21 protein-coding genes and 1 tRNA gene are annotated in these 21,386 nt (G+C 71.0%); 13 read left to right on the forward strand and 9 right to left on the reverse strand.

From position 1 onward, the window contains the following. The first annotated feature begins 53 nt into the window (after nucleotides 1–53). Nucleotides 54–485, forward strand: coding sequence for a DUF488 domain-containing protein (locus tag K7957_RS01530; RefSeq protein WP_223010236.1), 432 nt, complete (start codon nucleotides 54–56; stop codon nucleotides 483–485). A 271-nt stretch (nucleotides 486–756) separates the two neighbouring features. Here K7957_RS01530 and K7957_RS01535 read toward each other — a convergent pair whose 3' ends face one another. The 4 genes from K7957_RS01535 to yaaA form a co-directional block, all read right to left on the reverse strand. Further along, a complete protein-coding gene (locus K7957_RS01535) occupies nucleotides 757–1,113 on the reverse strand; it encodes a DUF952 domain-containing protein (protein WP_223010237.1) in 357 nt (118 codons plus the stop codon). Then, a complete protein-coding gene (gyrA, locus tag K7957_RS01540) occupies nucleotides 1,113–3,926 on the reverse strand; it encodes a DNA gyrase subunit A (RefSeq protein ID WP_223010238.1) in 2,814 nt (937 codons plus the stop codon). Before gyrA ends, K7957_RS01535 begins: the two co-directional genes overlap by 1 nt. A gap of 209 nt (nucleotides 3,927–4,135) precedes the next feature. Then, nucleotides 4,136–4,795 (reverse strand): SDR family oxidoreductase, encoded by a 660-nt coding sequence (locus K7957_RS01545; RefSeq protein ID WP_223010239.1) that lies wholly within the window; start codon nucleotides 4,793–4,795, stop codon nucleotides 4,136–4,138. Continuing rightward, the gene (gene yaaA / locus K7957_RS01550) at nucleotides 4,792–5,538 is read right to left on the reverse strand and encodes a peroxide stress protein YaaA (protein WP_223010240.1); all 747 of its coding nucleotides are present in this window, start codon (nucleotides 5,536–5,538) and stop codon (nucleotides 4,792–4,794) included. Before yaaA ends, K7957_RS01545 begins: the two co-directional genes overlap by 4 nt. 175 nt (nucleotides 5,539–5,713) lie before the next feature. Here yaaA and K7957_RS01555 point away from each other — a divergent pair, with 175 nt between their 5' ends. Continuing rightward, nucleotides 5,714–6,988, forward strand: a complete 1,275-nt coding sequence (locus K7957_RS01555) for a hypothetical protein (RefSeq protein WP_223010241.1) — start codon at nucleotides 5,714–5,716, stop codon at nucleotides 6,986–6,988. 100 nt (nucleotides 6,989–7,088) lie between these two features. Here the strand turns inward: K7957_RS01555 and K7957_RS01560 are convergent, their stop codons facing one another. Then, entirely contained in the window at nucleotides 7,089–7,550 is a 462-nt protein-coding gene (locus K7957_RS01560; RefSeq protein ID WP_223010242.1) for an Lrp/AsnC family transcriptional regulator, read from the reverse strand. Between the two features lie 206 nt (nucleotides 7,551–7,756). Here K7957_RS01560 and K7957_RS01565 point away from each other — a divergent pair, with 206 nt between their 5' ends. From K7957_RS01565 to cyoD, 7 genes are all read left to right on the forward strand, one after another. Next, entirely contained in the window at nucleotides 7,757–9,394 is a 1,638-nt protein-coding gene (locus K7957_RS01565) for a histidine kinase dimerization/phospho-acceptor domain-containing protein (protein ID WP_223010243.1), read from the forward strand. Between the two features lie 53 nt (nucleotides 9,395–9,447). Then, nucleotides 9,448–9,523, forward strand: a tRNA-Ile gene (locus K7957_RS01570). A 99-nt stretch (nucleotides 9,524–9,622) separates the two neighbouring features. Continuing rightward, complete coding sequence (locus K7957_RS01575; protein ID WP_425517140.1) at nucleotides 9,623–9,820, forward strand: DUF5818 domain-containing protein; 198 nt, start codon at nucleotides 9,623–9,625, stop codon at nucleotides 9,818–9,820. Further along, nucleotides 9,817–10,698, forward strand: coding sequence for a ubiquinol oxidase subunit II (gene cyoA / locus K7957_RS01580; RefSeq protein WP_223010245.1), 882 nt, complete (start codon nucleotides 9,817–9,819; stop codon nucleotides 10,696–10,698). Before K7957_RS01575 ends, cyoA begins: the two co-directional genes overlap by 4 nt. A gap of 53 nt (nucleotides 10,699–10,751) precedes the next feature. Next, nucleotides 10,752–12,650 carry a cbb3-type cytochrome c oxidase subunit I gene (locus K7957_RS01585; RefSeq protein WP_246616702.1) on the forward strand — a complete coding sequence of 633 codons (1,899 nt, stop codon included), beginning with the start codon at nucleotides 10,752–10,754 and terminating at the stop codon, nucleotides 12,648–12,650. Then, the gene (gene cyoC / locus K7957_RS01590; RefSeq protein ID WP_223010247.1) at nucleotides 12,647–13,294 is read left to right on the forward strand and encodes a cytochrome o ubiquinol oxidase subunit III; all 648 of its coding nucleotides are present in this window, start codon (nucleotides 12,647–12,649) and stop codon (nucleotides 13,292–13,294) included. Before K7957_RS01585 ends, cyoC begins: the two co-directional genes overlap by 4 nt. Next, nucleotides 13,291–13,665, forward strand: a complete 375-nt coding sequence (gene cyoD, locus K7957_RS01595; protein ID WP_223010248.1) for a cytochrome o ubiquinol oxidase subunit IV — start codon at nucleotides 13,291–13,293, stop codon at nucleotides 13,663–13,665. Before cyoC ends, cyoD begins: the two co-directional genes overlap by 4 nt. 159 nt (nucleotides 13,666–13,824) lie before the next feature. On the opposite strand, the gene K7957_RS01600 is transcribed toward cyoD, so the two are convergent. From K7957_RS01600 to K7957_RS01610, 3 genes are read right to left on the reverse strand one after another with little or no spacing between them, the layout of a single operon-like run. Further along, a complete protein-coding gene (locus K7957_RS01600) occupies nucleotides 13,825–14,286 on the reverse strand; it encodes a cytidine deaminase (RefSeq protein WP_223010249.1) in 462 nt (153 codons plus the stop codon). Next, nucleotides 14,283–14,936: a glycoside hydrolase family 25 protein gene (locus K7957_RS01605; RefSeq protein WP_223010250.1), complete on the reverse strand. Its 654-nt coding sequence runs from the start codon at nucleotides 14,934–14,936 to the stop codon at nucleotides 14,283–14,285. The genes K7957_RS01600 and K7957_RS01605 overlap by 4 nt, the downstream gene beginning before the upstream one ends. Nucleotides 14,937–14,968: 32 nt before the next feature. Further along, on the reverse strand, nucleotides 14,969–15,451 hold the full coding sequence (locus K7957_RS01610) for a UPF0262 family protein (RefSeq protein WP_223010251.1): 483 nt from the start codon (nucleotides 15,449–15,451) through the stop codon (nucleotides 14,969–14,971). A 106-nt stretch (nucleotides 15,452–15,557) separates the two neighbouring features. Here K7957_RS01610 and K7957_RS01615 point away from each other — a divergent pair, with 106 nt between their 5' ends. Then, nucleotides 15,558–17,045 (forward strand): replicative DNA helicase, encoded by a 1,488-nt coding sequence (locus tag K7957_RS01615; protein WP_223010252.1) that lies wholly within the window; start codon nucleotides 15,558–15,560, stop codon nucleotides 17,043–17,045. A 259-nt stretch (nucleotides 17,046–17,304) separates the two neighbouring features. On the opposite strand, the gene cobU is transcribed toward K7957_RS01615, so the two are convergent. Further along, on the reverse strand, nucleotides 17,305–17,820 hold the full coding sequence (cobU, locus tag K7957_RS01620; protein WP_223010253.1) for a bifunctional adenosylcobinamide kinase/adenosylcobinamide-phosphate guanylyltransferase: 516 nt from the start codon (nucleotides 17,818–17,820) through the stop codon (nucleotides 17,305–17,307). 52 nt (nucleotides 17,821–17,872) lie between these two features. Between cobU and K7957_RS01625 the strand changes: the two genes are divergently transcribed. The 3 genes from K7957_RS01625 to K7957_RS01635 are packed head-to-tail and all read left to right on the forward strand — an operon-like array spanning nucleotide 17,873 to nucleotide 21,358. Continuing rightward, entirely contained in the window at nucleotides 17,873–18,895 is a 1,023-nt protein-coding gene (locus K7957_RS01625; RefSeq protein ID WP_223011070.1) for an aminotransferase class I/II-fold pyridoxal phosphate-dependent enzyme, read from the forward strand. Further along, nucleotides 18,885–19,907: a cobalamin biosynthesis protein CobD/CbiB gene (locus K7957_RS01630; RefSeq protein ID WP_343228267.1), complete on the forward strand. Its 1,023-nt coding sequence runs from the start codon at nucleotides 18,885–18,887 to the stop codon at nucleotides 19,905–19,907. The genes K7957_RS01625 and K7957_RS01630 overlap by 11 nt, the downstream gene beginning before the upstream one ends. Continuing rightward, nucleotides 19,895–21,358 (forward strand): cobyric acid synthase, encoded by a 1,464-nt coding sequence (locus tag K7957_RS01635; RefSeq protein WP_223010255.1) that lies wholly within the window; start codon nucleotides 19,895–19,897, stop codon nucleotides 21,356–21,358. The genes K7957_RS01630 and K7957_RS01635 overlap by 13 nt, the downstream gene beginning before the upstream one ends. Nucleotides 21,359–21,386: the final 28 nt, after the last annotated feature.

Below are 21,386 nucleotides of genomic sequence, written 5' to 3' on the forward strand. Positions count from 1 at the left end.
CGCGATAGCGGCTCGCGCTTGCCTTGTCAGGTGCGCGTTCCCAGCTTGAAGCGATGAAGATCTACACCATCGGCTATGAGGGGACGACGGTCGACTCGTTCCTCGCCGCGCTGTCCGGGGCGGGTGTGCGGCGCGTGATCGACGTGCGCGCGCTGCCGCTGTCGCGGCGGCCGGGCTTCTCCAAATCGTTGCTCGCCGCGGCGCTGAAGGAGGCCGGGATCGACTATGTCCACCTCAAACCGCTCGGCACGCCCAAGCCCGGACGCGACGCCGCCAAGAAGGGCGATGTGGCGACACTCACCGCGGTGTACGAGGCACAGCTCGCGCTACCGGAGGCGCAGGTGGCGGCGGCGCAGATGCTCGAGCTGGCGGACGAGCGGCCGAGCGCGCTGCTGTGCTTCGAGCGCGACCCGTGCCACTGCCACCGCACCTTGCTGCTCGGCGCGGTGGGTGAGGGGCGCGAGGTGGTCGACCTGTACGCGTGAGCGAAGGCGGCGCGTGCTCCTGCGGATGCAGGAGCCCGGGGTGAAGGGCCGCGCCGCCGGTGGCTCTGTGCTCCAGCGGTCGCCGGAGCACGATACGGTGCGATGCCGCAGGTCGTCCCTTGTCCCTCATCCCGGACGTGTTCCGGGGCGACGGTAACCGCGTGGCGTTGGCGACGGCCACCTCCGGCGCCGCCGCCCGCGGCTGGATGGATGCCGGATCACGTCCGGCATGACGGGGGGCGGTAGGCGACCACGTCGCCCACTGCCCACCCTAGCCCGCGACCGGCAGCTTCACCTTCCCGTCCTCGAGCCGCTCGAGCGGGCCATAGGCCACCACGGTCTCGAGCAGGAGCGGCTCGTAGAGGTGCGGGAACAGCTGGCCCTCGCGTGCCGCCTCCCACCGCACGCGATCACCATAAGCCTCGAGGTCGACCGCGGCGACGTGCAACGCGTCCTGGCCCGCGAAATGCTTGTCCACCGTCGCGGTGAGCTGCGCCGCGGTGGAGAGGTGGACGTAGCCATCGGCCAGATCGACCGGAGCGCCGTCGAAGCGTCCGTCGCGCTCCAGCGCGGCGATCTGCTCGCCGGTCAGCACCTTATAGGCCAACATCGGCCGCTCGTCCGCCATCAGTCCTCCTCCCCGTCGTCATCGCTCTCGTCGACCTGTTCGCCGAGCGTGTCGGGGCCGGTGCCGTCGTCGAGCGTCAGCACGTCGCTCGCGGCGACCGGCGCGGCCTCGTCGAGCTCGGCCGCGACCGCGGCCTCGGCGGCGTCCTCGGGCTCGGGCTCCTCGTCGATCCGCGCCGCCGAGACGACATGCTCGTCCGCCGCGACGTTGAACAGCCGCACGCCGGCCGAGCCGCGCCCGATCACGCGCAACGAGGCGAGCGGCATGCGGATCATCTTGGCCTGGTCGGTCACCAGCATCAGCTGCTCGGCCTTGCTCGCCGCGAAGCTCGCCACCACCGCGCCGTTGCGCGCGATATTGTCGATATTGGTGATGCCCTGGCCGCCGCGGCCGGTGCGGCGATACTCATAGGCCGAGCTCAGCTTGCCATAGCCGTTGGCGCAGACCGTCAGCACGAACTGCTCCCGGGCGCGCAGCTCCTCGAAGCGGATCTGGTCCATCGCCCGCGGCGTGCGATCGGCGTCCTCGGCCTTCCACGGCGCGTGGCGGAGGTAATCGTCGCGCTCCTCCTGGTCGCGGATGCCGGCGCGGTGCAGCACCGAGAGCGAGATCACCTGATCGTCGCCCTTAAGCGCGATGCCGCGCACGCCGGTCGAGTTGCGGCTCTGGAACTCGCGCACCTCGTCGGCGGCGAAGCGGATCGCCTTGCCGCACTTGGTCGCGAGCAGCACGTCGTCACCCTCGTCGAGCAGCGCCACGCCGATCAGCCGGTCGTCGGCATCCTCGCCCTCGAACTTCATCGCGATCTTGCCGTTGGACGGCACGTTGGTGAAGGCGTCCATGCTGTTGCGCCGCACCGACCCGCGCGCCGTCGCGAACATGACGTGGAGCTTGCCCCATTCCGCCTCGTCCTCGGGCAGCGGCAGCACGGTGGAGATCGTCTCCCCCTGCTCGAGCGGGAGCAGGTTGATCATCGGCCGGCCGCGTGTCGCGGGCCCGCCCTCGGGCAGTTTCCACACCTTCATGCGATAGACGCGACCGAGCGTGGAGAAGAACAGCACCGGCGTGTGGGTCGAGGTGACGAACAGCTTGGTGACGACGTCCTCGTCCTTGGTCGCCATCGCACTGCGGCCCTTGCCGCCGCGCGCCTGCGCACGGAAGGCGTCGAGCGGGGTGCGCTTGATGTAGCCCGCCATGGTGACGGTGACGACCATCTCCTCGCGCTCGATCAGGTCCTCGTCGTCGATCCCGTCGGCGGCGGCGGCGATCTCAGTCCGCCGCGGTGTCGCGAACTGCTCGCGCACGTCGCGGAATTCCTCGCGCATCACGGCGTAGAGCTTCACGCGGTCGGACAGGATCGCGAGCAGCTCGGTGATCGAGTCGGCGAGCGTCTTGAGCTCGTCCCCGATCTCGTCGCGGCCGAGCGCGGTGAGGCGGTGGAGTCGGAGGTCGAGGATGGCGCGGACCTGCACCTCGCTGAGGCGATAGGTATCGCCGGCGACGTCGGTCTCCAGCGCTTCCACCAGTCGCAGATAGGGCGCGATCTCCGCGATCGGCCAGTCGCGCGACAGCAGCTTGCCACGGGCCTCGGCCGGGCTCGACGAGCCGCGGATGATGCGCACCACCTCGTCGAGGTTGGTCACCGCGATGACGAGGCCGAGCAAGATGTGCGCGCGCTCGCGTGCCTTGTTGAGCTCGAACTTGGCGCGGCGCGTGATCACCTGCTCGCGGAAGGTGACGAAGGCCGCGATGATGTCGCGCAGGTTGAGCAGCTCGGGCCGGCCGCCGCGGATCGCCAGCATGTTGGCGGGGAAGGAGCCCTGCGCCGGCGTGTGGCGCCACAGCTGATTGAGCACCACCTCGGGCGTGGCGTCGCGCTTGAGGTCGATGACGATCCGCACGCCCTCGCGGTTCGACTCGTCGCGGATGTCGCTGACACCCTCGACGCGCTTCTCCTTGGCCGCGTCCGCGATCTTCTCGACCAGCGCGTTCTTGCCCTGCTGGAACGGGATCTCGGTCAGCACGATCGAGGTGCGGTCGCCGCGCCCGGTCTCGACCTTATGGCGCGAGCGCACGATGATCGAGCCGCGTCCGGTCTCATAGGCCGAGCGCGCGCCGGCGCGGCCGAGGATGATCGCGCCGGTCGGGAAGTCCGGACCGGGGACGATCTCCATCAGCTCCTCGGTGGTGATCGCCCCGTTGTCGAGATAGGCGAGGCAGGCGGCGACGACCTCGCCGAGATTGTGCGGGGGGATGTTGGTGGCCATGCCGACCGCGATGCCGCCGGCGCCGTTGACGAGCAGGTTGGGGAAGCGCGCGGGGAGCACCTGCGGCTCGCGCTCGCTCGCGTCATAATTGGGCTGGAAGTCGACCGTGTCCTTGTCGAGGTCGTCGAGCAGGTAGTTGGCCGCCTTGGCGAGCCGCGCCTCGGTGTAGCGCATCGCCGCGGGCGGATCGGGGTCCATCGAGCCGAAATTGCCCTGACCGTCGATCAGCGGCAGCCGCATCGACCAGTCCTGCGTCATGCGCGCCAAGGCGTCGTAGATCGCGGTATCGCCGTGCGGGTGGTATTTACCGATCACGTCGCCGACGATGCGCGCGGACTTGCGATACGGCCGGTTGTAGAGGAAGCCGCTCTCGCTCGCGGAGAAGAGGATGCGGCGGTGGACCGGCTTGAGGCCGTCGCGCACGTCGGGCAGCGCGCGCGCGACGATCACGCTCATGGCGTAGTCCAGGTAGCTGGTCTTCATCTCCTCGACGATGGAGATGGGGGCGATGTCAGACGGATCGGCGAGGACGGTGTCGACGGCCAAGATGCTTCTTTCTTTTGCGGAATCGTTGCTGGGCGGGGTGTAGGACGGCGCGGCCACAAAGTCACGCGTACGCGCGCGTGCGCGTGAGGCCCCCTTACCCGATGCGGGGGTGCGTGTGCCCCGGCGAAGGCCGGGGCCCAGGTGGGAGAACGCTCGCGGGACTCACCACCGTCGCCCAACTGGGCCTCGGCCTACCCCGGGGAACATATCTAAGGCGCGACCTCCGCGCCGTCCCAGGCGAAGACCTTGCCGCTGTCGGCGGGGCGCAGCCCGTCGAGCACGTCGAGCAGCTGGACCGCGGCCCGCCCGGGCTGGAACAGGTCGCGCCCGCGCTGCTGGAACGGCTTGGACAGCCGCGTGTCGACCGTGCCCGGGTGCAGCGCCACCACCAGCCCGCGATCGTTGCGGCGCTTGTCCTCGATCGCGAGCGTGCGGATCAGCTGGTTGAGCGCGGCCTTGCTGGCGCGATAGCCGTACCAGCCGCCGAGCCGGTTGTCCGAGATGCTGCCGACGCGCGCCGACAGCGCCGCGAACACCGACCGGCCGGTGCGCGGCATGATCGGCAGGAAGTGTTTGGCGACCAGCGCGGGTCCGATGGCGTTGACCGCATATTGCCGCGCCAGCCAGACCGGGTCGAGGTCGCGCAGCGCCTTCTCCGGTCCGTGCTCGGCGTCGTGGAGCAGTCCGGTGGCGACCACGACCAGCTCGGGCGTGCCCGCGCGCGCCGCCGCGGCCGCGATCGATCCCTCGTCGGTGACGTCGAGGTCGCCGCGCGCGAGCCGCAGCACCTCCTGGCCTTCCTCCTCCAGCGCGTCCGCGAGGGCCGCGCCGATGCCGCCGTTCGCGCCGATCACCACCGCGCGGGTCATGCCGCGCGCTCGAAGGTCCAGCGCGCTCTGTCGCTCTGGTCGGCGGCGAAGCGGTAGCCGGCGGTGTCGAAGGCCCTCATGCCGTCCAGCTCGGTGACGTGATGCTCGGCCAGGTAGCGCGCCATCATCCCGCGCGCCTTCTTGGCGTGGAAGCTGACGAAGCGCCCGTCCGCCTCGCGGAAGTCGACCGCGACCACGCGCACGTCGGCGGGCAGCCGGTCCGCGACCACCTCCCAATATTCCTGGCTGGCGAGGTTGAGCACCACGCCCGACCCCTCCGCCGCGAGATCCTCGGCCAGCGCCGTCGCGACGCGATCGTCCCACCAGTCGGTCAGCTTCTTCTTCCGCGGCGCCCAGCGCGTGCCCATCTCGAGCCGATAGGGGCGGATGCCGTCGAGCGGGCGCAGTATACCGTAGAGACCTGACAGAAGGCGGACATGGTCCTGCGCGAACCGCACCGCCGCCTCGTCGAGCGTCTTCGCCTCGAAGCCCGCATAGACGTCGCCCGCGAAGGTGTAGAGCGCGGGGCGCTCTTCCGCGGCGTCGAAGTCGCGGAAGCGATCGGCGTTGAGCTTGGCCAGCGCCGGCGAGATCTTCATCAGCTCGGCCAGCTTCTTCTGCGTCAGGTGCGACGCGGCATGCGCAAGTGTCGCGGCCTCGGCGGCGAAGCGCGCGGGGGTGGCGGGGAAGGGCGGCGGGGTCTCGAGGTCCAGCGTCTTGGCGGGCGACAGCACGGCGATCATGCCGCCGCCCTACGCCGCCCCCGAGGCACGTTCAATCGCGGTTCAGCGGCGACACGCAATGTCACCCACGCTTCCTTGAACCGCCGCGAGACCGGCACTAGAGCGGCGGGCGAGCGTTGTGCCCGAGATTTATCCTGGCGCGATCGTCTGGCGCAGATTCTGGAGAGACATGTCGATGAAGATGCTTTCGAACGCGGTCATGGCCGCGCTGCTCGCCGGGGGCGCCACCGTCGCGCTCGCGCAGCCCGCGCTCGCGCAGAAGAAAGACGAGAAGAAGGACCAGGGCTCGCAGCTGAAGCTCAGCAACGAGGTCCGCGGCCCCGCGGCGCAGGCGCAGACCGCGCTCGCCGCCAAGGACACGGCCACCGCCACGCCGCTGGTGGCGCAGGTCGAGGCCGCGGCCAAGACCGACGACGAGAAGTATATCGCGGCGGCGCTGCGGCTGAACCTCGAGGCGATCAAGATGGACAGCGGCGGCGGCTCGGCCGGCCTGACCGCGCCGCTCGACGCGCTGATCGCCAGCCCCCGCACCCCGCCGGCCGACAAGGCGCGCTACGCCTACCAGCGCGGCGTGATCGCCGCCAACGCCAAGGATCCGGCCGGCGCGTCGCGCTTCTTCGAGCAGGCGCAGCAGCTCGGCTACAACGACCCGAACCTGCCGCTTCAGCTGGTCAAGCTGAAGATGGACTCGGGTGATGTCGCGGGCGGCTCGGCCGCGCTCGCCAAGATGGTCGACCAGCAGGTCGCCGCCGGTACCAAGCCGAGCGAGGACATCTACAAATACGCCATCGCCAAGAACAATCAGGCGAAGAACAACGCCGAGACGGTGGCGTGGATGCGCCGTTATCTGGCGGCCTACCCGACCAAGAAGAACTGGCGCGACATGCTGACCTTCTGGGGCATCCAGACGCAGGCGGTGGTGACGCTCGACAAGAACCAGAAGGTCGACCTCTTCCGCCTGCTGCGCACCGGCAAGGCGCTGGCTGACCAGTATGACTATGAGATCTACGCGCAATGGACCTTCGACCAGGGCCTGCCGTGGGAGTCCAAGGCGGTGCTGACCGAGGGCAAGGCCGCGGGCAAGATCCCGGCCGACAGCGCCAACGCGAACAGCCTGCTCGCGGCGTCGAACAAGTCGATCTCGAACGAGGGCTCGATGACCGCGGTCGAGGCGCGCGCGCAGAAGGCGGCGGATGGCAAGCTCGCCGCCAGCACCGCCGACGCCTATCTGGGCACGGGCGAGTGGGCCAAGTCGGTCGCGCTGTATCGCACCGCGCTGCAGAAGGGCGGGGTGGACGCTAATACGGTGAACACGCGCCTCGGCATCGCGCTCGCCAACTCGGGCGATACCGCCGGCGCCAAGACCGCCTTCCAGGCGGTGCAGGGCAGCCCGCGCGCGGATATCGCCGCCTGGTGGATCGAGTTCCTCGATCACCCGCCGCAGGCATGAGGTGACGGCCGCGCACTCGGTCGGGCGCGCGGCCAATTCCCCCGCTGGCGGGGAGGGAGATCATGTTGCGCGCTGCCACCTCCCCGCGAGCGGGGAGGATCTAGGCGATCGGCACGCCGACCTGCGACTTGGAACTGCGGATCGTCAGCGACGATTTCACGCTCGCCACGTTGGGGGCGGACGTCAATTTGGTCGTCAGGATGCGCTGGAAGCTCTCGAGGTCGGCCGCGACGATCTTGAGGATGAAATCGATCTCGCCGTTGAGCATATGGCATTCCCGCACCTCGGGAATCGCGGCGACATGACTCTCGAAGGCGGCGAGATCCTGCTCGGCCTGGCTGCGCAGGCTCACCATCGCGAAGACGGTGATCGGGAAACCGAGCTGCGCCGGATCGCATTCGGCATGGTAGCCGCGGATCACGCCCGCCTGTTCCAGCGCCCGCACGCGGCGCAGGCACGGCGGCGCGGTGAGCCCGACGCGCTCGGCGAGATCGACGTTGGTCATGCGCCCGTCTTCCTGCAGCAGTGCGAGGATTTGCCGGTCGATACGGTCCAGGGTCATGACGCCTCTTAGCTGCTGAACGCAGTATCGCGATAGCTTCGGAACGCCCCGCTACAATAAAATTGCGTGGCAACGCAATTGTGCCAAGCTGCGACATGGCCGCTTTTTGCGCCGCAATGAGCGTTAGCGACCGTTTCGGGGCCGCCCTATGTACGTTGCAGGCGCACCGATGGCGCGCCGATCACAGCAGCAGAGGGCTCCCACCGGTGCGGTTCGACGACAGTCTGAAGACCGTTCTCGCCGCCGACGTCTCGACGGCGTTCGGCGCGCGCGCGGCTTTCCGCCAGCTGGTCGACCTGATCGGGCGCGGGCGCGCGCCCGCCGAGCCCGCCCTGCTGGCGCGACTCCGCGACCTCCGCGCGACGGTGCCGGCCGAGATGCGAGCGGCGGCGGCACGCGGGCTCGCGCTGGCCGATCCGCCCGCCGCCCTCGTCGCCTTCTTCGCCGAGGACACGCCCGAGATCGCCGCCACCATGCTCCGCGTGGCCCGGCTCGTGCCCGAGGAGTGGGACGTGCTGCTGCCGCAGCTCGGCCCACACGGCCGCAGCGTCCTGCGCCGGCGAAGCGATCTCGCGCCTTCCGTGAGCCGCGCGCTCGAAGCGTTCGGGTCGACCGACTTCGCGCTGCCGGAACCCGAGGCGCCAGCGATCGAGACGGTCGCGGCGACTCCCACACATGCGGGCGAGCGCTTCGAGGTGGCCGATCTGGTGCACCGCATCGAGGCATACCAGCGCCAGCGCGGTGCCGCGCTCGGACTCGACGAGGTGTCACCCGCGCCAGTCCACCTCTTCCGGTTTGAGACCGACGTCGCCGGCATCATCCGCTGGGTCGACACCGGACCCCGCGGTGCGCTGATCGGCCTGTCGCTCAGCCATGACGCGGCGCTCGCGCCCGCGCACCACCACGTCGACGGGGTCGCCGCCGGGGCGTTCCGCAAGCGTGCCACCTTCGCCGACGCGCGGCTGCGCGTGCCGGGCGAGTCGGCGGTGGGGGGTGACTGGCGCATCTCGGGCGCGCCCATGTTCGATCTCGCCAGCGGCAGCTTCGTCGGCTTCCGCGGTCGCGCGCGCCGGCCGCGCGTCGAGGAGAGCGCCGCGGCGGCGCGGTCGGTGGCGGGGAGCGCCGGCGCCGAGGGACTGCGCCGGCTGGTGCACGAGCTGCGCACGCCGACCAACGCGATCGCGGGCTTCTCCGAGCTGATCGAGCAGGAGCTGCTCGGCCCGGTGCCGCCGCGCTACCGCGACCGCGCCGCCGCGATCCGCCGCCACGTCGCCGGTCTGATCGGCGCGATCGACGACCTCGACCTCGCCGCGCGGCTGGAGGGGAATGCGCTCGACCTGCGCGACGACGTGGTCGCGCTCGCGCCACTGCTCGCGCGCGTCGCGCAGGATCTCGCGCCGCTCGCCGCGCTGCGCGGTGGCGCGCTGGCGCTGCCCGAGCCCGGCGCGGCGCGCTGGGCCGCCGACGCGCACGCGGTCGAGCGGCTGGTGCAGCGGCTGTTCGCGACGCTGCTGGCGGCGGCGACGCGCGGCGAACTGCTCGGCGTCGCGGTCGAGAGCGCCGGGGAGTCGGTCGTACTGACGATCGCGCTGCCCGCGGCCTTGGTCGGGCGAGACGAGGCCGCGCTGCTCGCGCTCGACGACGAGGCGGTGAGCGACGAGGAGGGCGCGCCGCTGCTCGGCACCGGCTTCGCGCTGCGGCTCGCGCGCAACCTCGCGGTCGAGCTGGGCGGGCGGCTGGACATCCTGCCCGAGCGGCTGCGGCTGGCGCTGCCGAGCGCGTCTCCCGCAGCCGCGCCGGGCGACGGCGACGCGCCGCGCGACCATGCACAGGGCGGGAACTGAGCCGGCTTGCCAGCCGCCCCGGCGTGCCGCTACGTGGCAGCACCGACGCGGGCGGGCCTGTAGCTCAACGGTTAGAGCTGGCCGCTCATAACGGCTAGGTTGCGGGTTCGAGTCCTGCCGGGCCCACCATCGCTCGCGTCGGTTCGCCCCCTCGTTTCAGATGACGCAAGTGCTTCGTTAACCGCGCTTGCGTCTGGGCAGGCGAGGGCGCATGGGCGCGCCATGGCGATGCCGGGCAGCCCCGTCGACGAGACCGGCACGTTGGTGCGCGAGGGCGGCGCCTTCGTCCTCCAGCGCGACCGCGGCGGCAGCTTCGTGCTCGAGCTCCAGCGCGTTCCGGTCGACTTTGTCGCCAAGCGAGTCCGCATCCGTGGCGTGCTGATCGACGCGGCGCGAGTCAGCGTCGACGGAGTCGCCGCAGCGTGAGCGCGAGCCCGCGCTGGTTCGCGGTGGCGCCGATCGCGCTCGCCGGGTGCAGTGGGGGCGTGCTCGACCCGCGGGGGCCGGTGGCGCGCGCCGAGAAGCAGATCCTGTTCGACTCGGTCGGCGCGATGCTGCTCATCGTCGTGCCGGTGATGCTGGCGACACTGGCCTTCGCCTGGTGGTTCCGCGCCGGCAACAGCCGAGCCCGGTATCGGCCCGACTGGGATTATTCGGGCAAGCTCGAGCTGCTGATCTGGTCGGTACCGGCGATGATCGTGCTGTTCCTCGGCGGCACCGGCTGGGTCGGCGCGCATCTGCTCGACCCGCGCCGCGCGATCCCGGCCACGGCCGCGCCGATCGAGGTGCAGGTGGTCGCGCTCGACTGGAAATGGCTCTTCCTCTACCCTGGCCAGCGCGTCGCCACGGTCAACCGGCTCGTCGTGCCGGCGGGCACGCCGATCCACTTCCGCCTTACCTCGGCGACGGTGATGAACAGCTTCTTCGTGCCGCAGCTCGGCAGCCAGATCTACGCCATGGCGGGGATGGAGGCGCAGCTCCGCCTCGCCGCCGACCGACCCGGGCGTTATCCCGGCATCGCCGCGCATTACAGCGGCAAGGGCTTCTCCGACATGACCTTCACCGTCGACGCGCTGCCCGCGGCGCAGTTTTCCGCCTGGGTGGCGCAGGCGCGCGCGGCGCCCCCGCTCGACGAGGCGCGCTACCGCCAGCTCGCGCGGCGCGGCACCGTGGCTCAGCCGCTGGTGTTCGGCACCGCACCGACGAGGCTGTTCGACGCGATCGTGGCGCAGCGAGCCCCCGCGGCGGAACGCCCACGCGATGCCAGCAACCAGGGCGAAGCCGACGCCGAGGCGGGGCAGTGACGTCGCTCGGGCGGCTGAGCTGGGACTCGATCCCTCTGCACGAACCGATCGTGATGGTCACCGCGGGCGTGCTGTTCGTGGTGCTGCTCGGCACCGGCGCGACGATCCTGTTCAAGGGCTGGCTGCCCTATCTCTGGCGCGAGTGGATCACCTCGGTCGATCACAAGCGCATCGGCGTGATGTACTGCCTGCTCGCGCTGGTGATGCTGATCCGCGGCTTCGCCGACGCGCTGATGATGCGCTCGCACCAGGCGATGGCGGTGGGGACCGGCAAGGGCTTCCTGCCGCCCGACCACTATGACCAGATCTTCAGCGCGCATGGCACGATCATGATCTTCTTCGTGGCGATGCCGTTCATGATCGGGCTGATGAACTTCGCGGTGCCGCTCCAGCTGGGCGTGCGCGACGTCGCCTTCCCGACGCTCAACTCGGTCAGCTTCTGGCTCACCGCCACCGGCGTGCTGCTGATCAACACCAGCCTCGTCGTCGGCGAGTTCGCGCGCACCGGTTGGCTGGTCTACCCGCCGCTGAGCGAGCGCGCCTTCTCGCCCGGGGTCGGGGTCGACTATTACCTCTGGGCGCTGCAGATCTCGGGCGCGGGGACGCTGCTCGGCGGGATCAACCTGGTCACGACGATCCTGAAGATGCGCGCACCGGGGATGCGCTACACCCGCATGCCGATCTTCTGCTGGACGGCGCTGGCGAGCAACCTGCTGATCGTAGCGGCCTTCCCGATCCTGACCGCGACGCTGACCATGCTGACGCTGGACCGCTACCTGGGCTTCCACTTCTTCACCAACGAAGCGGGCGGCAACCAGATGCTGTTCGTCAATCTGATCTGGGCCTGGGGGCATCCCGAGGTCTATATCCTGGTGCTACCCGCCTTCGGCATCTTCAGCGAGATCATCGCGACGTTCAGCGGCAAGCCCCTGTTCGGCTATCGCTCGATGGTGCTCGCGACGCTGGCGATCTGCGTCCTCTCCTTCATGGTATGGCTGCACCATTTCTTCACCATGGGGGCGGGGGCGGACGTCAACGGCGTGTTCGGCGTGATGACGATGATCATCGCGGTGCCGACGGGCGTGAAGGTCTTCAACTGGCTGTTCACGATGTACGGCGGGCGACTGCGCTTCGAGGTGCCGATGCTGTGGGCGGTGGCGTTCATCCCCACCTTCGTCGTCGGTGGGATGACCGGCGTGCTGCTGGCGGTGCCGCCGGCGGATTTCGTGCTCCACAACTCGGTCTTCCTGGTCGCGCACTTCCACAACGTGATCATCGGCGGCGTGCTGTTCGCCGCCTTCGCGGGCTATAGCTACTGGTTCCCCAAGGCGTTCGGCTTTCGCCTGCATGACGGCTGGGGCAAGGCCGCGGCGGTGCTGTGGGTCAGCGGCTTCTACCTCGCCTTCATGCCGCTCTACGCGCTGGGGCTGATGGGCATGACGCGGCGGCTTCAGCACTACGACAACCCGGCGTGGCAGCCCTGGCTGGTCGCCGCCTGGCTCGGTGCGCTGCTCATCCTCGGCGGGATCGCGAGCCTGGCGATGCAGCTCTACGTCTCGGTGCGCGAGCGCCGCTCGCTCGTCGACGAGAGCGGTGACCCGTGGGACGGGCGCACCTTGGAATGGGCGACCCGCTCGCCCCCGCCGCCCTGGAACTTCGCGCGGCTGCCCCAGGTGGAGGGGCGAGACGCGCTCGCGCTGATGAAGCGCGGCGAGGCGGAGAAGGCGCCCGATCCGCTCGAGCCGATCGAGATGCCGCGCAACAGCGCCTATGGCTTCGTCGGCGCCTTCTTCACCTATCTCACCGGCTTCGCCCTGGTGTGGCATATCTGGTGGCTGGTGGTGTTGGGGATGCTCGCCGGCTTCGCGACGACCTTGTGGATCGCGTGGCACCAGCCCGGCGTGCAGGAGATCGGCGTCGACGAGCTGCGCGCGCTGGAGCCGGCGGCATGAGCGGCGAGATCGCCGACCCGCGCCACGAGGGCGACGAGGGCGCGAGGAGCGATCCTCCCGGGCACGGGGAGGGCGGCCCGGCGCCGAAGCAGGTGACCGTCGCGTTCGGCTTCTGGATCTTCCTGCTCAGCGACATCATCATGTTCTCGGGGCTGTTCGCCGCCTATGCGGTGCTCGCGCCCAACACCGCGGGCGGGCCGGAAGGGAGCGAGCTGTTCGAGCTGCGGCTGGTCTTCGTCGAGACTTTGTGCCTGCTCCTCTCCAGCTTCACCTGCGGCGTGATGTCGATCATGGCGGTGAAGCAGCGCGCCGGGGCGACCTACCTGTGGGGGGCGCTCACCGCGCTGCTCGGGCTCAGCTTCCTCGCGATCGAGCTGTACGAGCTGACCCATCTGATCGCCGAGGGCGCGGCGCCGACGCGCAGCGCCTTCCTCTCGGCCCTGTTCACACTGGTGGGCGCGCACGGGCTGCACGTCGCCGCCGGGCTTGTGTGGCTGACGGTGATGATGGGGCAGGTGGCGACGCTGGGCTTCACCGAGGCGGTGGAGCGGCGGCTGCTGTGCTTCGGCCTCTATTGGCACGCGCTCGACATCGTCTGGGTGGCGCTGTTCACCGTCGTCTATCTGTACGGAGTGATGGGATGAGCGAGCAGAAGGGCGACCGCCGGCTCGACCATGCGCCCGGCGGGCACAAGGAGGGCGCGGCGCGGCTCTCGACCTATCTCGCCGGGCTCGGGTTGGCGCTGCTGCTGACGGTCGCGTCGTTCGCGCTGGTCGGCTCGGGCGCGGTCTGGGCGCCGGCGATCCCGATCCTGCTCGCGGTGCTGGCGGTAGCGCAGATGGGGGTGCACCTCGTCTTCTTCCTCCACATCACCAGCGGGCCGGAGAACACCAACAACACGCTGGCGCTCGCCTTCGGCGTGATGATCGTGGTGCTGACGGTGGGAGGCACGCTGTGGATCATGGCGCACCTCGACCACAATATGATGCCGATGGCGGCGATGGCGAAGCCGTGAGGTGTGCGGCCGCCGCGTCTGCATCCTCCGGCGTCATCCTGAGCTCGTCTCACGATCTACCGTGCCGGGCGCTCAGACGCGGAGGCACCTGCGGGCCCGTGGATCTTAAAACGAGTTCAGGATGACGGCAATGGTGGCGCTAGAGGTTGCACCACCCGCTCAGCGCACGCCCAGGTCGCTCGGCCCGAAGGCGTCCGGCAGCAGCTCGGACAGACGATAGCTCGCCACCGCCTCGCCCTCGGCGCCGGCGCAGTGGATCGCGAGGTCGTGCCCGCTCAGCTGCGCGGCCTCGTTGAGCACCTGCCGGCAGCGGCCGCACGGCCGCACCGGCGCGTCGCCGGTGGCGCGGCCGGCCAAGTCCATCGCGCCGCCGATCACGCCCAGCGCCACCACCCGGCGCAGCCGGCCCGAGGCGGAGACGGTCGCGATCGCCACCGTCTCGGCGCAGAGCGACAGGCCGTAGCTGGCGTTCTCGACATTGGCGCCGGTCACCACGCTGCCGTCGTCGAGCAGTACCGCGGCGCCGACCGCGAAGCGCGAGTAGGGCGCGTGCGCGTGCACCGCCGCCGCGCGCGCCGCCGCGATCAGCTGCCGCGCCTGGTCCTGATCCCGCTCGCTCATCCCAGCTCCACCACGTCCCAGTTGACCGGCCCGTCGACGCCGTCGACGCGGCGCAGGTCGGTCGCGCGCCACATCCGCCACACCCGCGCGCCATAGCCGGGACGGAGGAAGTTGCCGATCGCCCAGAGCGGCCGGTCGAACGCCTCGGTCAGACGATAGTCGCGCTCGACGTCGCGCGCCACCTTGAGCAGCACCGGCTTGCCCGTGTGAGTCTCGATCCGCGCGATCATGTCGGCCACACCCGCCACCAGCGCGGCCCGCTCGGGGCGGTCCGGGCAGTCCTCGACGTAGCGGAACGAGATCGCCACCGGCAGCGCGGCGGGGTCGCGCGGCACGACGGTGTTGAACGAGTCGGCCTGCGCGCGCGGCGGCTGGCAGAAGGAGAAGACGTGGATCGCGCCGCGGCGTAGCCCGGCGCGCGCCATCTCGTCCCAGTTGGTCTGGAAGGCACGGTCGCGCGCGCGTGCGCCGCTCGTCGCCACCGCATAGCCGAAGTCGGCGCCCTCGCCCTTGAGGACCGGCCAGACGACGTCGCCGGTCGCCTCGGACACGTCGACGCCCTGCACCGGATAGCGCTCGATCCCCGGCCGCCATCGCAGCGCGACCTGCCACGCGGCCACGCCCGCGAGCGCGATCGCGCTCAGAATCAAGAAGATTCTTCCCAAACCCCACATAGTCAACTTTATGCCTTGATATGAAGAACGCAGATCAGCGTGAAGAGACGCCGAGCGGTGTCGAAGTCGATCGTCACCTTGCCGTCGAGCCGCTCCCGCAGCAGGTCGGCGGCCTCATTGTGGATGGCGCGCCGCGCCATGTCCACCGTCTCGATCTGCTGCAGCGTCGATTGGCGGATCGCCTGATAGTAACTGTCGCAGATCGCGAAATAATCTCTGATCGGCCGGCGGAAGCGTGCGAGCCCGAGCACCAGAGTCTCGAGCGGCGTGTCGTCGGCGCGGCGGATCGCCAGTGCCAAGCGGCCCTCCTCCACCGACAGCCGCACCTTATAGGGCCCCGCATAGCCGTCGGGCTGCGCGCGCTGCGGGGCGAAGTGATTGTCCTCGATCAGGTCGAAGATGGCGATGCGGCGCTCCTGCTCGATGTCGGCCGAGCGCCACAGGATGGTGCGCTCGTCCAGCTCGATGTCGATGATCCGCGGATCGGCCATGCGCTCGCTCGATAGAGGCGATGCGCCGCCGTCACAATCGAGTCATCCACAGGTTCCACCGGCCGTGCCGTTCCGCTCGCCGCTTCAGGCGCGTATAGGCTGGCGGATGGCCACCTTAGCATTCGCACCGCCGGCATCGCCCGAGCCCGTCCACCTGCCGCGCAACGTCGAGGCCGAGGCGGCGATGCTGGGCGCGATGATGATCGACAACCGTCTCGCCGACGACATCGTCGACCGGCTCGAGCCGCAGCATTTCTACGAGCCCGTCCACGGCCGGGTCTTCGCCGCGATCAAGTCGCTGCGCGCCACCGACATGCTCGCGACGCCCGTGACGCTGCGCCCGATGTTCGAGGCGGACGAGGGGATGAAGGAGCTGGGCGGGGTCGGCTATCTCGCCGGGCTGACCGGCTCGGGCGCCGGGCTGATCGGCGCGCGCCAGTTCGCGCAGCAGATCTACGATCTCGCGCTGCTGCGCGCGCTCGTCTCGGTCGGCCACACGATGGTCGACCGCGCGATGGACACCAGCGAGGAGGTCAACCCTCGCGCGCAGATCGAGGCCGCCGAGGAGGAGCTGTTCCGCGTCGCGGCCGACGGGGGTACCGAGAATGCGGTGAAAAGCTTCGCCCAGGCGAGCACCGCGGCGGTGAAGATGGCCGAGCGCGCGCTCAACTGGGGCGGCAACCTGTCGGGCGTCACCACCGGGCTCGACTCGGTCAACGGCAAGATCGGCGGCATGCATCACTCGGATCTGATGATCCTCGCCGGCCGCCCCGGCATGGGCAAGACCTCGCTCGCCACCAACATCGCCTTCAACGCGGCGCAGCGCTGGATGCGCGACATGCGCGACGGTATCCCGCCGTCCAAGTCGGTCGGCGCCAAGGTCGCCTTCTTCAGCCTCGAGATGAGCGCGGATCAGCTCGCCACGCGTATTCTCGCCGAACAGTCGCGGATCAGCTCCGAGGCGCTGCGCATGGGCAAGATCAGCAAGACCGAGTTCGAGCAGCTCGCGGCCGCCGCCGCCGAGCTGGAGAATCTGCCTTTCTTCATCGACGATACCGGCGGCCTCTCGATCGGCGCGCTGCACACCCGCGTGCGCCGGCTCCAGCGCCGCCACAACAACGAGATCGGCCTGGTGGTGGTGGATTACCTCCAGCTGCTCTCGGGCTCGGGCAAGGGCGACGGCAATCGCGTGCAGGAGATCTCGGAGATCAGCCGCGGGCTGAAGACGCTGGCGAAGGACATGAACGTGCCGGTGCTGGCGCTCTCGCAGCTGAGCCGCGCGGTGGAGCAGCGCGAGGACAAGCGCCCGATGCTCTCCGACCTGCGCGAATCGGGCTCGATCGAGCAGGACGCCGACATGGTGTGGTTCGTCTATCGCGAGGATTATTACACCGCGCAGCGCGAGCCCAAGCGGCCGATGGAGGGCGACTCGGCCAACGTCTTCGAGGATCACGCGCGCTGGGCGGCGGACATGGAGCGGGTCTACGGCCTCGCCGAGCTGATCGTGGCCAAGCAGCGCCACGGCGCGACCGGCAAGGTGGTGCTCAAGTTCGACCCGACGATCACGCGCTTCTCGGATTACGCGGGTTATTGAGCGGGCGGGTTCTCCTGCGGAAGCGAGGGTCCAGGTTCATGGAGCGAGCCGCTCGCGGCCCCTGGGCTCCTGCGTGCGCAGGAGCTTGAAGTCGCTACATCGGCTCCACCGCGTCCGGTATGTCGGCTTGAGGCGGCATTCATTTGTCCGGGGTTCGCTGAATCCGGTGGATATGCGGCACCATGGATCCCGGCTCAGCGCCGGGATGACGAGGGGAGGCGTCGTCGTCCTAAGGTAACGCAAGCGCGAACAGCCCGCGCTACTTCAGCACCAGCGGCAGCCCGGCGGCGACGAAGACGACCCGGTCCGCGCGTGCGGCGACGCGCTGGTTGATCGTCCCCGCCAGGTCGCGGAACCGCCGTGCCAGCGCGTTGTCGGGCACGATGCCGAGCCCCACCTCGTTCGCGACCAGCACCACCCGCGCGGCAGTGTCGCGCAGCGCGGCGTCGAGAGCGTCCAGCGCGAGCGCCGCATCCGCCTCGCCGAGCAGCAGGTTGGATGCCCAGAGCGTCAGGCAGTCGACCAGCAGCACCGATCCCGCTCGCCCCTCCGCGACGATCGTCTCGGCCAGCGCGAGCGGCGCCTCCACCGTGCGCCAGCGCGAGTCCCGGTCGGCGCGGTGCTGCGCCACGCGCGCGCGCATCTCGTCGTCGAGCGCCTGTGCGGTGGCGACGAAGACGAGCGCGCCGCCCCGCGCCTCCGCCCGAGCCTGGGCATGGCGGCTCTTGCCCGATCGCGCGCCGCCCAGCACCAACGTCACCCGCGTGTCGATCATCGTCACTCCCGCCTTGTGTTCGGCCGCCGGGCTGGCGAAAGACGGGCCGCCGATGCTGCTGACCGACCCTCCGCCCGCGCCCGCCGCCGCGCTGACCTATCACGGCGGACGTGCTGACGCCGCCGCGCGCCTCTACCCCGACGCGCCCGCGCCATGGCTCGATCTCTCCACCGGGATCAACCCTTTCGCGTGGGAGGGCGCGGACGTGCCGCTGTCCGCGCTGCGCGCGCTGCCGTCGCCCGCCGAGCTGAGCGCGCTCCACCATGCCGCCGCCGCTGCCTTCGGTGCGCACGAGGCGGCGATCACCGCGCTGCCCGGCAGCGAGATCGGGCTGCGCGCGCTCGCCGGCCTGGCGCTGCCGCGGCCGTGGCACGTCGTCGCGCCGAGCTACCGCACCCATCAAGCGGCGCTGCCGGGGGCGACGACGATCAGCGCTGCCGCGGTCGACGCGGTCGCGCGCGGCGGCGGCACGCTGCTGCTCGCCAACCCCAACAATCCCGACGGTCGCTGCTGGCCTGCGGCGCGGCTGCTCGAGCTGGCGCAGGCGCTCGCCGATCGCGGCGGGGTGCTGGTGGTCGACGAGGCCTTCGCGGACGCGATGCCTGGCGCGAGCGTCCTGCCGCTGCTGATGCGCGACGACCGCGTGCTGGTGTTCCGCTCGTTCGGCAAGTTCTTCGGGCTCGCGGGCGTGCGGCTCGGCTTCGCCGCGGGCGGGGCGGCGCTGGTCGGCGCGGTGGCGGCGCGGCTCGGCAGCTGGCCGGTGTCGACCGCGGCATTGCGGATCGGCACCGCGGCCTATCGCGACACCGCCTGGATGGCGGCGACGCGCGAGCAGCTCGCCGCGGCGGCGGCGGCGCTGGACGCCGTGCTGGACGCGCACGATCTCGCGCCGACCGGCGCCTGCCCCTTGTTCCGCCAAGTCGAGCGTGACGACGCGCCGCTGCTGTTCGAGCGGCTCGCGCGCGCCGGGATCCTGGTGCGCCCGTTCAACGAGGCGCCCCGGCGGCTTCGCCTCGGCCTGCCCGGTGACGCGGCGGCGCTCGCCCGGCTCGACGCGGCGCTCGGTGGTCGCTGAGCCCGTCGCTCTGGTGGCGCTCGCGCTCGACGCGGCGCTGGGCTGGCCGGCGTGGCTCTACGCGCGCGTGGGGCACCCGGTCGGCGCGATCGCGCGGGTGATCGCCGTCGGCGAGCGGCGGTGGAACGCGGCGGTGGTCGCTCCCGTCGTGATGGAAGAGAGCGAGGGGCAGCCACCACCGCGCTCCCCCGGCGACGCGCCAGACTATCTCACCCCGACGCAACGGCGCCGTCGTCGCCTGCTCGGCGGAGTCACCCTCCTCGCCGCCATCGCCTTCGCTGCGGGCGCAGCCCTGTTAGCTGAGCGAGCCTTGCGCGCGACGCTCGGCGCGCCGGCCTGGCTCGCCGTCGCGCTGCTCGCCTGGCCGGGGCTCGCGCAGCGCAGCCTCGACGATCACGTCCGGCCCATCGCCGCCGCGCTCGATCACGGCGACCTCGCCGCCGCGCGCGCCGCGGTCGGTCGCATCGTCGGGCGCGACACCGCCGCGCTCGACCGCGCCGGCGTCGCGCGCGCGGCGGTCGAGAGCCTCGCCGAGAGCTTCTGCGACGCCGTCGCCGCGCCGCTGTTCTGGCTGCTGCTGCTCGGGCCGGCGGGCCTGTGGGGTTATAAGGCGATCAACACCGCGGACAGCCTGATCGGTCATCGCGAGCCGCGCTGGCGCGCCTTCGGTTGGGCCGCGGCGCGCACCGACGATCTTGCCAACTGGCTGCCCGCGCGGCTGGGCGGGGCGCTGCTCTGCGTCGCGGGCGGGGGAGGCTGGCGCGTGCTATGGCGCGACTCGCGCCGCCACGCCTCACCCAACGCTGGCTGGACCGAGGCGGCGTTGGCGGGCGTGCTCGGCGCGCGGCTCGCCGGACCCATGGCCTACGACGGCGCGGTCACGGACAAGCCCTGGATCGGCGATGGCCGCGCCGAGCTCGGTGCGCGCGACATCCGTCGCGCGTTGTTGGTCTTCCGCCGCGGCTGCCTGCTGCTGTGGTGCCTCGCGGGAGCCGTCGCATGGGCGCGTTGATGCTGCAGGGCACCGGGTCCGATGTCGGCAAGTCGGTGCTCGTCGCCGGGCTCTGCCGCGCCTTCACCAACCGCGGGCTGGCGGTGCGACCGTTCAAGCCGCAGAACATGTCGACCAACGCCGCGGTCACCGCCGACGGCGGCGAGATCGGGCGCGCGCAGGCGACCCAGGCGCTCGCCGCGCGCGTGGTGCCACATAGCGACATGAACCCGGTGCTCCTCAAGCCACAGGGCGACCGCACGTCGCAGCTGGTGGTCAACGGGCGCGTCCGCGGCGTGCTGCGCGCGAGCGAGTGGCGCCAAGGCCGCGAGGGACTGCTCGACGCAGTGCTGGCGAGCTACCGCCGGCTCGCGCGCGAGGCCGACCTCGTGTTGGTCGAGGGGGCGGGATCGTCCGCCGAGATCAACCTGCGCGCAGGGGACATCGCCAACATGGGCTTCGCGCGTGCCGCCGGGGTGCCGGTGGTGCTGGTCGGTGACATCGACCGCGGTGGCGTGATCGCCTCGCTGGTCGGTACCCGCGCGGTGATCGACCCCGCCGACGCCGCGATGGTGCGCGGTTTCCTCGTCAATAAATTCCGCGGCGATCCCGCGCTGTTCGAGGACGGCTATCGCGCGATCGAGCAGCGCAGCGGGTGGCGCGGCTACGGCGTGGTGCCCTGGCTCGCCGAGGCGCGGCGGCTGCCGAGCGAGGACGCGGTGGTGCTCCAGCGCGCCCCGGCCGCGGGCGCCGGCCGGATCGTGGTGGCGTGCCCGATCACGCCGCATATCGCCAATTTCGATGACCTCGACCCGCTGCGGCTGGAGCCCGAGGTCGAGTTGGTGATGGTGCCGCCGGGGAGGCCGATCCCCGCCGAGGCGGCGCTGATCGTGCTGGCCGGCTCCAAGGCGACGATCGCCGACCTGCGCGCGCTGCGGCGCGAGGGCTGGGACATCGACGTGCGCGCGCATGTCCGCCGCGGCAGGCCGGTGCTCGGGCTGTGCGGCGGCTATCAGATGCTGGGTCGCAGCGTCGCCGATCCCGGCGGGATCGAGGGGCCGGCGGAGACGGTCGAGGGGCTCGGTCTGCTCGACGTTGCGACCGTGCTGGGCGGCGACAAGGCGCTCGTGGCGGTGGCGGGTGCGGCGCGTGGCGCTCGGCTAGAGGGCTATGAGATGCATCTCGGCACGACCGCGGGGATAGACGCTGCCCGCGCGCCGGTGCGCTTCGACGACGGCCGCGCGGACGGCGCGACCTCGCCCGATGGATTGGTGACCGGGACCTATGTCCACGGGCTGTTCGCGCTCGCCGAGCAGCGTCGCGCCTGGCTCGCGCCGCTCGGCGTCGCCGGCGGCGGGGTGGATCATGGCGCCGACGTCGACGCGGCGCTCGACTCGATCGCGGCCACGCTGGAGCGACATCTCGACCTCGACGCGCTGCTGGCGCTGGCGGGAGAGGCGGCGGCTGCGTGAGGTTGTGCGCGCCCCGCGCGGTGCACCG

The sequence above is a fragment of the Sphingomonas yunnanensis genome (assembly GCF_019898765.1).
GTDB lineage: Bacteria > Pseudomonadota > Alphaproteobacteria > Sphingomonadales > Sphingomonadaceae > Sphingomonas > Sphingomonas yunnanensis.